Annotated in this window: 10 protein-coding genes; 7 read left to right on the top strand and 3 right to left on the bottom strand. The window is 68.4% G+C overall.

The genetic code is table 11. The features are described 5' to 3' along the window. The first annotated feature begins 30 nt into the window (after positions 1–30). Positions 31–543: a metallophosphoesterase gene (locus tag J2753_RS12370; RefSeq protein WP_209492367.1), complete on the top strand. Its 513-nt coding sequence runs from the start codon at positions 31–33 to the stop codon at positions 541–543. Between the two features lie 113 nt (positions 544–656). On the opposite strand, the gene J2753_RS12375 is transcribed toward J2753_RS12370, so the two are convergent. Then, entirely contained in the window at positions 657–2,627 is a 1,971-nt protein-coding gene (locus J2753_RS12375; RefSeq protein ID WP_209492368.1) for a MutS-related protein, read from the bottom strand. A gap of 111 nt (positions 2,628–2,738) precedes the next feature. Between J2753_RS12375 and J2753_RS12380 the strand changes: the two genes are divergently transcribed. After that, positions 2,739–3,071 carry a hypothetical protein gene (locus J2753_RS12380; protein WP_209492369.1) on the top strand — a complete coding sequence of 111 codons (333 nt, stop codon included), beginning with the start codon at positions 2,739–2,741 and terminating at the stop codon, positions 3,069–3,071. A 15-nt stretch (positions 3,072–3,086) separates the two neighbouring features. On the opposite strand, the gene J2753_RS12385 is transcribed toward J2753_RS12380, so the two are convergent. Next, complete coding sequence (locus J2753_RS12385) at positions 3,087–3,542, bottom strand: MGMT family protein (RefSeq protein ID WP_209492370.1); 456 nt, start codon at positions 3,540–3,542, stop codon at positions 3,087–3,089. 104 nt (positions 3,543–3,646) lie between these two features. On the opposite strand from J2753_RS12385, the gene trpC reads away from it, so the two are divergent. The 5 genes from trpC to J2753_RS12410 all read left to right on the top strand — a co-directional run bounded on the left by trpC (position 3,647) and on the right by J2753_RS12410 (position 8,688). Further along, the gene (trpC, locus tag J2753_RS12390; RefSeq protein ID WP_209492371.1) at positions 3,647–4,459 is read left to right on the top strand and encodes an indole-3-glycerol phosphate synthase; all 813 of its coding nucleotides are present in this window, start codon (positions 3,647–3,649) and stop codon (positions 4,457–4,459) included. Next, entirely contained in the window at positions 4,456–5,826 is a 1,371-nt protein-coding gene (gene trpB / locus J2753_RS12395; protein WP_209492372.1) for a tryptophan synthase subunit beta, read from the top strand. Before trpC ends, trpB begins: the two co-directional genes overlap by 4 nt. Continuing rightward, positions 5,823–6,692: a tryptophan synthase subunit alpha gene (gene trpA, locus J2753_RS12400; protein ID WP_209492373.1), complete on the top strand. Its 870-nt coding sequence runs from the start codon at positions 5,823–5,825 to the stop codon at positions 6,690–6,692. The genes trpB and trpA overlap by 4 nt, the downstream gene beginning before the upstream one ends. A gap of 121 nt (positions 6,693–6,813) precedes the next feature. After that, positions 6,814–7,620, top strand: coding sequence for a 2-amino-3,7-dideoxy-D-threo-hept-6-ulosonate synthase (locus J2753_RS12405; RefSeq protein WP_209492374.1), 807 nt, complete (start codon positions 6,814–6,816; stop codon positions 7,618–7,620). Between the two features lie 78 nt (positions 7,621–7,698). After that, the gene (locus J2753_RS12410; protein WP_209492375.1) at positions 7,699–8,688 is read left to right on the top strand and encodes an ornithine cyclodeaminase family protein; all 990 of its coding nucleotides are present in this window, start codon (positions 7,699–7,701) and stop codon (positions 8,686–8,688) included. Positions 8,689–9,155: 467 nt separating this feature from the next. On the opposite strand, the gene leuS is transcribed toward J2753_RS12410, so the two are convergent. Then, on the bottom strand, positions 9,156–12,107 hold the full coding sequence (leuS, locus tag J2753_RS12415; RefSeq protein WP_209492376.1) for a leucine--tRNA ligase: 2,952 nt from the start codon (positions 12,105–12,107) through the stop codon (positions 9,156–9,158). Positions 12,108–12,203 lie beyond the last annotated feature (96 nt).

The raw sequence follows: 12,203 nt of genomic DNA on the forward strand, positions 1-12,203 counted from the left end.
GTTTTTCCTTGCCGGGAGCGAGCCAGTTGTATGCTCGTCGTGCTCTCAGACACCCACGCTGCCGACGGAACGGCGCTCGTCGGCGCGGCCGCCGAGGCCGTCGACGACGCCGACCTCGTGGTCCACGCCGGCGACTTCACCACCGAGGCGGTGCTGGAGTCGTTCTACGACACTGCCGAGGAGTTCCGTGCGGTCCACGGCAACGCCGACAATCAGGCGGTGACCGAACGACTGCCCGAGGCGACCACGCTCGAATACGGCGGCGTCCGGATCGCCCTCACCCATCGACGCCGGGGCGGCCCCACGGGACTAGCGATGTTCGGGCGCGAACGCGGCGCCGACCTCGTTATCTCGGGGCACACCCACCGGCCGCGCGTCGACGACGAGGGCGCGGTGACGCTGCTCAACCCCGGGAGCCATGCGGACCCGCGGGGGGCGAGACAGTCGTTTGCGGTACTGGAACCGAAGGATGGAGGACTCGCCGGACGGCTCGTAACCGTCGACGGCGAGACGTTCGATCGATTCGACGTGGGGGACACGTAGCGTCCGGTTCGAGCGTTGGAGGGCCGAAGCGGGGACGCACCTGAGCGTAGGGGCGTATCTAGCAAAGTAGTTAGGTAAACACAAAGAGCCGTTTTAGCGACCCGCGGCGGACCTCAGAACTTCTCCAGCAGGTCCCGGTAGAAGCCGCCCTCGGACTCGCCAGCCAGCTTTTCCACGATGAGTTCCGGCGTCGAGCGCGCGAGGTGGTCCTTCTTCGGCGACCGGTCGACCCGGAGTTCGCCGTCGACCAGCCCCACCGCCTCGATGCCGTCGACGGCCACGTCGAAGCCGGCGGCCTCCCGGATGCCGTCGGCGAGGTGGGAGACGAACACGGCGCTGGCCCCCTGGTCGTGGAGTTCCTCCAGGATCCCGGCGATGATTTTGGCCGACGCGCCGGGTTCGGTGATCGACTCCAGTTCGTCGACGAGGACGAGGCGGCCCGACTCGCCCTCCACGAGGTCGCCGAACTCCCGGAGCGTGCTCTCGAACGCGCCGGCGTCGAGAGTGCCCTGGGACTTGGCGTAGTAGTGGAGTTCGGACACGCGCCCGACCCGCGCGCTCTCGGCGGGCACTGGCAGGCCCATGTGGGCGAGCACGGCGATCAGCCCCACCAGGTCGAGCGTCGAGGTCTTCCCCCCGGAGTTCACCCCGGAGAGCAGCGTCACGCCCTCGACGCCGTAGTCGACGGGGTCGACCGCCTCGAAGGGGACATCCAGCAGCGGCGAGCGCCCGCCCTCGATCTCGAAGCCTGATCCGGCGAGCGTCGGCAGCACACAGTCGAAATCGCGGGCGAACCGCGAGACGGCCAACTCCACGTCGAGTTCCAGCGCGGACTCGACCATCGACGCCGCTGGCTCGCGGAGTTCCCGGAGTTCGGCCGCCAACTCGGTCTCTAGCTGATTCGCTCGGCGGTCCCGGTCGGCCGTGAGTTCGGTCCGGAGCCGGGAGACCGCTTCCTCGTTGTGCTCTAGTGGGAACTCCGGTTCGCCACCGAAGACACGTTCGACGAACTCCGCCTCGCCGGAATCGAGGTCGAGGCTCTCGACGATGTGCTCGCGAGCCAACTCGACCGCGCGGTCGTAGTCGTCAGCCAGTTCGCGGGAGAGCAGCGAGTCGACGCGGGCGCCCTGCTCGACCAGCGAGAGGAAGTCCGTCCCCTCGATGGTCACGTCCTGCTCGCCGATGGCGTCACGGAGGTGGTCGTTGCCGACCGACTCGGCCGTACTCACGGCGGCGTCGAGGTCGTCGACCGCGACTTCGAGCCGTTCGAGTTTCGCGTCGCCGACGACGCCGCCCTCCTCGTCGACCCGATCCAGCGCCGCCCGGAGCGAGTCGAGGTCGCAGTCCGGTTGTGTGCCCGCCACCTCGTGAACCTCCGCGGCGGCCAGCAGGGGCTCGCGGTTCTCGGCGAAGAACGTGAGCGTGCGCTCGGGGACGAACTCCTCGGGATGCTCCAGCGCGTCGGGCACCACGCGCACGTCGCCGTCGACGTCGATCCCCGCGAACGCCGCGTCGAGGACGTACACCGTCGAGTACGAGCGGCCGAGTTCGCCGAGTTCGCGGCGCTCGTCGATCACTTCGACGGGCAGTTCCGGGAGCGCGGCCTTCGCCTCGGCGTAGCGCTCGGCGTCAGTCGTCGCGACACAACGCTCCCGGACCCGGATTCCTTCGGCCGGTTCCAGTGGTTCGACACCCGCCAACGCTTCAAGCAATTCGGGGGTGGGGTCGCGCTCCATCGCCGCCGTCGCGAACGTCCGGACCTCCTCGATTCGGGAGTCGGACGTGCTGGGGAAGAACGTCTGCAGCCGTTTCTTGCCGTACTCGGTGACAGCACGGGCCTGCAGCAACGAGAGCGCGTCGTCGTAGATCTCGTCGGCGCGGTCGGTCGCGAGGAAGCCGCCCTCGTCGCCGTGCTCCCGGCGGACTGCCGCGCGGGCGATGGCGGCCGCCCGGCCCTCGGTGATCTTCGGGGCCCGGGCGATTCTCGCCACGTCGCCGCTGCGGAGCGCCGTCTCGGCGTCGTCGAGTTCGGCCAGCGCGGCGGCCGTCTTCGCACCCACCCCCGGGATGGCCGTGAACTCCATGCTGGCCGTCGTTCCGCGCGACGAGCCAAAAGCGTGTGGTTCGGCCCGGCAGCGTGCCGGCACGCGGCGCTGTCGTCGGGGTTAAGTGGACGCCGTCAGTCGATTACGGCGATGGGGGATCGACTGGTCGAGGCCGGCAGCGTGCTCACCGCCGTTCTGGGGGTCGCGCTGGTGGCGTTCGGGGGGTATCGCGTCTACTACGGCACCGGAACCGTCGAGGAACTACTGGCGCTCGCCTTCCTCGGCGTCGCCGTCGTCGCGAGCTACCGCTCGCTGGCGATCCACGCCGGGCCCAGAGTGAACGCCGTCGGCAACACCGCGCTGTTTCTCGCCGCGGCCGCGACGTACGGCGGCGGCGTGAGCTTCGACATCGGCCCCGTCAGCACCGCGGGACAGGCGCTGTTCCTGATCGCCGTCGCGTACTTCGTGGTTCGGCTGGACTGAGGCTCGCTGCGGGTTCTACGACTGCTCGACGTTCCGGAGCGTCGCCGCCACGTCGCTCGGCGTCGCGCCCGGCGCGTCCTCGACGCGGTGGTCCGGGACGAAAATCGGGACGGGGTTGGCCCGCAGCGCGCTTCTGACGGTCTGTGCGTCGTCCTCGTCGTCGGGATCGAGGTTGGCCATGTGGGCGACCTGCCGCGTGGTCCCGGTCTCGCCGTAGGGGATCTGGCAGACCGCCTTGAGCACGTCGCGCTGGTCGGTCGGCACCGTGATGGCGACCTCCAGGTCCGCGAAGTCGTCCTCGGCGCCGCCGAGGTAGTCGAACACGCGATCCAGCACCTCGTGGTCGGACCCCGAATCGTCCGGGATCCGCTCCGGAAACGACACGTCGATCACCTGCCCGCTGGCGATTCCGATCTGGACGGGCCGCCCGAGCACGTCCGATTGGCGCGCGTAGATGCCGGCGTCTTCCATTTGGTGGGGAAAGGCGACTCCCGACCTTGAACCCGGCGGCGACGCCCGGTTGGACGACCGGGGTCGCAAGTCTTTTGAACAGTTCCGTACATTAGTGTACAACTATGGACAGCACCAACGAGATGGCGCCCGCGGTGCGCTCCATCCTCGACGCCGCCCGGGAGCGCCCCGGCGGGGGGTCGCGGGTGGCCGTCGACGACGCGCGGGACCTCCCGGCGGCGTTCGCGGCCGCCGAGGCCGACGGGCGGATCCCCGTCGTCGCCGAGGTGAAACCGACCAGCCCGACGACCACGGGCGAGAGCGACCACGACCCCGTCGAACTGGCCGAGGAGATGGTCGCCGGCGGCGCCGCGGCGCTCTCGGTGCTCACTGAACCCGAGCATTTCGGCGGGTCGGTCGAGAACTACGAGCGCGTCCGCGCGGCCGTCGACGTGCCCGTCCTCCGCAAGGACTTCCTCGTGAAGGAGTCGCAGTTGGACGCCGTCGAGGCGGATGTCGTGCTGCTGATCGCCCGGTTCTTGGGCGACGGTCGCGAATCGAAAGATTCGCGAGCCAACCAGGTGGCGGAGCCACCTGGTGACGATCTGGAACCGATGATCGAGGCGGCCCGCGAGCGCGGGATGCAGGTGCTCGTCGAGGTCCACACCGAAGCGGAAGTCGAGCAGGCCGTCGACGCCGGCGCGGAGATCATCGGCGTCAACAACCGCGATCTGGCGGCGCTGGAGGTCGATCTGGGGACGTTCGAGGAAGTCGCACCCGCGGTTCCCGAGGAGGCGACGCTGCTGGCCGAATCGGGGATTTCGACGCCCGCGAACGCGCGACGGATGCGTGAGGCGGGCGCGGACGGCCTGCTCATCGGCACCGCTATCATGGACGGGGACCCACGGGAGAACACGACACGGTTCATCAACGCATGAGCTCTGATTCATCTGCGGACGGGAAGTTCGGGGAGTACGGTGGCCAGTACGTACCGGAGGCGCTGATGCCCGCTATCGAGGAGCTACGGGACGCCTACGAGCGCTACGTGCTGGAAAACGAGGACGGCTTCGTGGACGAGTTCCGGCAACGGCTGGGGCAGTTCGGCGGCCGGCCGACGCCGCTCCAGCACGCCGAACACCTCTCGGCGCGCTACGACCGCGAGGTGTACCTCAAGCGCGAAGACCTCGTCCACGGCGGCGCGCACAAACTCAACAACGCGCTGGGGCAGGTGCTGCTGGCGAAGTACATGGGCAAGGAGCGCATCGTCGCCGAGACGGGCGCCGGCCAGCACGGCACCGCGACGGCGATGGCCGCGGCCCATCTCGACATGCCCTGTGAGATCTACATGGGCGAGACCGACATCCAGCGCCAGCGCCCCAACGTGTTCCGGATGCGGATCAACGGCGCCGACCTCAACCCCGTCACGGCGGGGCGAGGCACCCTCAAAGAAGCCATCAGCGAGACGATGCGGGACTGGGCGACCAACGTCGACGACACCCACTACGTCGTCGGCAGCGTCGTCGGCCCCGCGCCGTTCCCGGAGATGGTCCGGGAGTTCCAGTCGGTGATCAGCGAGGAGGTCCGGAAGCAGGCCAAAGAGCAGTTCGGCACGCTCCCGGACTCGGTCGTCGCCTGCGCCGGCGGCGGGTCGAACACGATGGGCGCGTTCGCGGAGTTCGTCGACAGCGAAGCGCGAAGCGCCTCGGGCCGTTCGAGCGGGCGGAGCCCGCGAGAAGACGACGAGGACGTGAGCCTGCTGGCCGTCGAGGCGGGTGGCTCCTCACTGGCCGTCGACGAGGAGGAGGGCGTCGCCCCCAACTCCGCCTCGCTCTCGACGGGCGGGCAGGGCGTGCTCCACGGCGCGCGCACGAAGGTGCTGCAGGACGAGTGGGGTCAGATCGTCGAGTCCCACTCCGTCTCGGCGGGGCTGGACTACGCCGGCGTCGGGCCGGAACTGGCCTACCTCGTCGACGAGGACCGCGTCTCGGCGGTCAACGTCGGCGACGACGCCGCGCTGGAGGCGTTCCACCGACTCTCGCAGGAGGAGGGGATCATTCCGGCACTGGAGAGTTCCCACGCGCTGGCGTACGTGGAGAAAGTGCTCGGGCCGGAGCGGTCGGCGGCAACAGGAGCCGCCGACGCGGACGCAGAGGTCGACGACGAGGCCGCCGAACTGCTTGGCGACCGCATCGTCATCAACCTCTCCGGTCGCGGCGACAAGGACCTCGAAACCGTCATCGAGGAGACCGACAAGCGCGACATTCCGAACGCGCCGGATATGTCGGAGTTCGCGGGGGGACTGTGAGCCGGCTCCCCAGCGCCTTCGGCTCGGAGCCAGCGTTCATCCCCTATCTCGCGGTCGGCGACCCGGACATCCCGTCCTCGAAGCAGTACGTGGAAGCGCTCGTCGAGGGTGGCGCCGACTGCATCGAACTCGGCCTGCCGTTCTCGGAACCCATCGCGGAGGGGCCGACGATCCAGAAAGCGGTCGTCCGGTCGCTCTCGGGCGGCATCACCCCCGATGCGTACTTCGAGTTCGTCGACGACCTCGACGTGGACGTGCCGCTGGTCTGTATGACCTACTACAACCTCATCTTCCGCTACGGCGCCGAGTCCGGCACTGCGGCGGGTGAGGGCGACTACGCGGCGCCCGGCCCGCGCCCGTTCGTGAAGCGCGCCGCCGAGGTCGGCATCGACGGCTTCGTGGTTCCGGACCTGCCAGCAGAGGAGGCCGACGACCTGCGAGAGGCCTGTGACGAGTTCGGTCTGGATCTCGTCTTCATCGTCGCGCCGACGACGACCGACGACCGCCTCGAAACCATCCGCGAGCAGGTCTCGGGCTACGTGTACGTGCAGGCCCGGCTTGGCGTCACGGGCGCGCAGGCGGACGTCTCCGACCAGACCGCAGAAAGCCTCGCCCGGATTGCGGACTGGGACGTGCCCAAGGCGGTCGGCTTCGGCATCTCCTCGGGCGACCACGCCGCTCGCGTCGTCGAGGCCGGCGCCGACGGCATCATCGTCGGCTCCGCGCTCGTGGATATCGTCGCCGACGGCGTCGAGAACGACCGCCCGACCGCCGAGGTGGCCGACGCGCTGCGGGAGAAGGCCCGCGAACTGAAGGAGGGGGCGCTGCGGAGCGCCAAGCGATCACCGGAAACGGACGGGAGATAGGGCGGCCGGGAGCGCAACCCTCAAGCCTACTGTTGCCACAAGCTACCACACTCACTACGCCGGCGGCGACGCCGGATCATCCACACCGACGCCGGCTGAAACGTGCCGGCGACCGACAACCATGACACGACTCACACCAACCGACGCCGGCAGAGCCGCCCGACTCGACCGCCTCTCGACCGACGGGAACGTCCTGATGGTGCCGATGGACCACGGCATCACGATGGGCGCCGTCCAGGGGCTGGCCGACATCGAATCGACTATCGACGCCGTCACCCGCGGCGGCGCCGACGCCGTCCTGACCCAGAAGGGCATCGCGCCGCGCGTCCACCCGAACAAGAACGACGCGGGCTACGTGATCCACCTCAACGCCTCGACGACCATCGGCCCGGACGAGGACGACAAGCGCGTCACCGGGACGGTCAAGGAGGCCGTGCAGGCCGGCGCCGACGCCGTCTCCCTCCACCTCAACGTCGGCAGCAAGTACGAGCCCACGCAGATCGAACAGCTGGCCGAGGTGACGAGACAGGCCCGCGAGTTCGGGATGCCCGTGCTGGCGATGACGTACGCCCGCGGCGAGGGCGTCGACAGCACCGACCCCGAATCGCTGGGGCACGCGGTCCGACTCGGCGAGGAACTGGGCGCTGATCTGGTGAAAACGGGCTACTCCGACGACGCCGACTCCTTCGAGCACGTCGTCGAATCGACGGAGCTGCCGGTCCTCATCGCCGGTGGGAGCAAGGGATCGAACCGCCAGACCGTGGAGATGGTCCGCGGCGCGATGGACGCCGGCGCCTCGGGCGTCTCGATGGGCCGCTCCATCTTCCAGCACGAACAGCCGGAGCACATCGCCCGCGCGGTGTCGGCGGTGATCCACGACGACGCGGGCGTCGACGCCGCGCTCGACGCCGGCGGCTTCGAGGGCTGAGCCGCGACGCGAGGGCGGAACCCCGTCCACGGCGGCGATTGTGACAGAATTAAGGGGGGGCCGGCGGTAGCCGGAGCCATGGAGACGCTGCTTCTCAACAGCGAGGACGTTCACCACAACACCTCGATGGCCGAACTCATTCCGGCCATCGAGGAGGCGTTCGCCGCCTACGAAAACGGCAATGCCAAGATGCCCGCGAAGTCCTACGTCGACCTGCCGCAGTACAGCGGCGACTTCCGCTCGATGCCCGCCTACCTCGATACGGGCGAGTGGGACGCGGCCGGGATCAAGTGGGTCAACGTCCACACCGAGAACGAGGAGCAGTTCGACCTGCCGACGGTGATGGGGACGATGATCTACTCCGAGCCCGAGAACGCGTTCCCGCTGTCGATCATGGACGGCACCGAACTGACGATGCAGCGCACCGGCGCCGCCGCCGCCGTCGCGACCGACCACCTCGCCGTCGAGGACGCCAGTTCGATGGGGATCGTCGGTGCGGGCGTACAGGCTTACAGCCAACTCGAGGCCATCTCGGAGATCCGCGACATCGAGGAGGTCGTCATCTCGGACCTCGACGAGGCCCGCGTCGCGGAGTTCATCGACACGTTCGAGGACCGCTTCACCATCCGCTCGGGCACCCCGCGGGACGCCGCCCGCTGTGACGTGCTCTCGACGGTTACCCCCGTGCGCAACCCCATCATCGACGCCGACGACGTGGGCGAGCACACCCATATCAACGCGATGGGCGCCGACGCCGAGGGGAAACACGAGATCGCCGACGCGGTGCTCGAGAACGCAAAGCTGGTGATCGACGACTACGCCCAGTGTACCCACTCCGGCGAGATCAACGTCCCCTGGAGCGAGGGCGTCCTCGGCGACGAGGACCTCTACGGCGAAATCGGCCAGATCGTCGTCGGCAACAAGGCAGGCCGAACCGACGAGGATGGCGTGACCGTCTTCGACTCGACGGGCCTGGCGATTCAGGACGTCGCCGCGGCGCACGTGGTGTACGAGCACGCCAACGAGCGCGACAACGGGACGAACTTCGACCTGCTCGGCCTGGCCTGAATCGGACCGAAGACGACTGGGTAACGACTTTTCGACTTTCTCGTAACTGACTGGGTCAGTACGGCTACTGCGAACGGCACCGCGGAGTGAGTATGACCACTTGCGACCGCACGACCCCGCAGCCACACCCTCCCCAACCGACTCCCTCGCTCCGTTCAGTCGTCCCTCGCGCTCACGTCGCGCACGGAGGCGCGAGCGCTTCGCGCCGACAGCCGCCGCAGTCCGGGTGCAGTGGGTTCCTCGCGGTCGCGTCCAACCAACGAATGCTGTCGCAAGTCCAGTCGCCGACTGCGAGCGAACATCGTGAGCGAGCAGGCCGAGGAACCCCCGAAGGGGGTGACGACGGCTTTTGTCGCCAGAAATCTTCGATTTCTGGCTGCTAACCAGAAGCCTCCGGCTTCTGGTGATGGCCGAGCTTTTGCCAGGGAGCGAGTGAAAACGAGCGACCGCAGCAAAAGGTCGAGTGACTACTCCAGGTGGATCGCCGGGCGGAACGGGATCGCGTTCCCGGCCCGATCCGCGGGATCCACCACGTCAGCGTCGTCCTCGGCGTACACCTCGACGTCGGCGCCGAACTCGCGGCCGAGGAACGGCGCGGCGTTCTCGTAGGCCGCGCGCTCGTCCATATCGAGCAGGTCCGCGAGTTCCTCCTCGTCGTAGTCGCGGGCGAACTCGACGGCGTCCTGTGCGACCTGGTTGACCGCGTCGCCCTTCTCGCGCAGGTCGGGGTCGCTCATCACCTCGCTCATCACCGCGCCCACGTCGGCGCCGACCTCGCGGACGGCGTCGAACACCTGCCGCTTCCAGTCGGCGGCGACGTAGATCCGGATGGTCTCCGGGTCGGTGTCGGTCACGTCCGCGACTTCGTTGATGTCGTCGACCAGCGCCTGCACGCGGGCCTCCTGCAGTTCCAGGTCCGGCGCGCGCAGGTCCTCGTCGACCTCGGGCCACGGCGCGTCCTCGGCGGGCGTACCCGTCAGGTCCTCGTGGAGTTCGTTGGCCAGGAACGGCGTGAACGGCGCCAGCAGGCGCAGTCGGGTCTCGAGGACGTGTCGAAGCGTCCAGCGCGCGCCCGGCCGGCCGAGGTCGGCGCGGCGTCGGTACCACTTCAGGTGCTCTTCGAAGCCGTAGAACGCCGCCTGCGTGGCGGTCCGGGTCTCGGAGCCCTCCATCGCCTGGGTCGCCTCCTCGACTGTGGTCTGGAGCTTCGAGAGCAGCCAGCGGTCCACGTCGTTCAGCGCATCACGCTGTCCCTCCTCGCCCTCGATCAGTTCCTGCCCGCGGTTGTAGAACCGCCGCAGTTGGTCGTGGGTGCTCTCGACGGCGTCCTCGCGCCAGTCGTAGTCCTGCCACGGCTCGGAGGCGTTCAGCAGGAAGAACCGAACCGTGTCGGCGCCGAACTCCGAGATGGCCTCACCCGGCAGCACGACGTGGCCCTTCGAGGAGGACATCTTCCGGCCCTCCAGCAGGCCCATCCCCATCACGACGATGCCCTCGGGCCACTTCGGCTCGGGGAAGAACTCGGCGTGGTGGTAGAGGTAGAACGTCAGGTGGTTCGTGATCAGGTCGTTGCCCGAGAAGCGGTAGTCGACCGGGTACCAGTAGTCCCACTCCTCACCCAGCTCCAGGGCTTTCTCGATCTTGTCTCGCGGCTCGTCGCCGCTCGACGTTTCCGAGGCGCTTCGCGCCTCGCTGTCCTCGACGGCGTCGGCGCCGTAGAACATCGCGTCGAAAAAGTCCCGATCCAGGTCCTCGACGGGGACGTCCTGAATGTGCGGGGCGACCGTGTAGTAGGACATGTACAGCGTCGAGTCCGACAGCGGTTCGATGACGAACTCGTCGTCCCACGGCAGGCGCGTGCCCAGCCCGTAGTTCCGGATGCAGGGCCACTCGTTCAGCCAGCCGACGGTGTGTTCGTACTCGCCGCGCGTGTTCTCCGGGATGGCGTCCAAGTTCGCGATTGCCTGCCGGGTCTTCTCCATCCACTCCTCGTCGTTGTAGCGCAGGAACCACGTGTCCTGGTAGGCGACTTCGACGTCGCCGCCGCAGCGACAGACGACCTCCTCCGAGAACTCCTGCATCGTGTCGAACGCGTCGCCGGCGTGGTGCTCGCGGAAGCGCTCGCGCACGTCCTCGACCACTTCGCCGGCGAACTCGCCGTACTCGTCGTTCAGGATTCCGGAGTGGAACTCCGCGTTGTAGAGGTCGTTGGTGGCCTCCTCCAGCGCGGGGTCGTTGCTCGACTCGATGCCGTGCTCCTCGACGGCGGATTTGGCCGGAATCCCGCCGTACCCCTCCACGGAGAGGATCGGGATCGGCTCGATTTCCCTGACTGCGTCGGGCTCGATCCCGTACTCCGTCAGATCGTCGGCGCGCGCCTGCAGCTCCTGCAGCGCGACGTAGTCGTCCGGCGAGTGGGCCGGGACCGACATCACGACGCCCGTGGCGTTGTCGGCGTCGACGAAGCCCGCGGGCAGGATCAGCACGTCCTCGCCCGTAATGGGGTTCTCGACGCCCGTCCCGACGATATCCGCACCAGCGAACTCGGTCTGGATTTCGACCTCGCGGTCCTGCAGGCGGAACTTCTCGGCGGCGTCCTCGGAGATGACCCACGTCCCGCCGTCGACGCTCGCGCGGACGTACGTCGCCTCGGGGTTGACGTAGGCGTTCGTGACGCCCCGGACGGTTTCGGGTCGCAGCGTCGCCATCGGGAAGACGGCCTCGCCGTCGTCCGACGCGCCTGCCCGGTCCGCGTCGCCTTCGTCGGGCGAGTCGCCGCGGAATCGCACGAGGGTGTACTCCTGGAACTCCGCGTCCTCACCCTCCAGCAGGTCGTGGGTGGTGACTGGCTGTTCCTCGTCGGTGCAGTAGTTCACCGGGTGCAGACCCTTCTCGACCAGCCCGTTTTCCTTCAGCGTCTGGTACTGCCACTCGATGAACTTCGAGTAGCGCTCGTCGTTGGTGGTGAACTCCCGGCGCCAGTCGACGGAGAGGCCCAGCGACTTCATCCCCTTCTTGTAGTGCTCCTCGATGAAGTACTCCGCAAACCCCATCGGCGTCTCCAGATCGCTCAGGTCCTCCTCGGGGACGTTGTACGTGTCCTGCAGCACCGATAGCTGCTCCTCCTCGCCCTTTTTGAGGCGCTCGACGGCGCCGATGATCGGCGTGCCGGTGACGTGCCACGCCATCGGGAACAGCACGTTGTCGCCCTGCTGGCGCCGGTAGCGCGCGTAGGCGTCCGGCACCGTGTACGTGCGGGCGTGACCGATGTGCATCCCGCCGCTGGGGTAGGGGTACGGGACGGTGACGAAGGTGGCGTCCTCGCCGTCCGCCCCCTCCGCGGGATCGGCCTCGTACCGGCCCTCCTCCCGCCAGCGCTGCCGCCAGCGCTCCTCGATTGCCTGCGGGTCGTAGTCCATACCCGTTTCTCCCGTCCCCGCGTAAAAATACCCATCAGTTCTGACTGGCGCGGCCGGCAGCGACGCCGATCCGCGGCCGCCCGAACCGAGCGCCGT

This window comes from Halolamina salifodinae (assembly GCF_017874235.1).
GTDB classification, from domain to species: domain Archaea; phylum Halobacteriota; class Halobacteria; order Halobacteriales; family Haloferacaceae; genus Halolamina; species Halolamina salifodinae.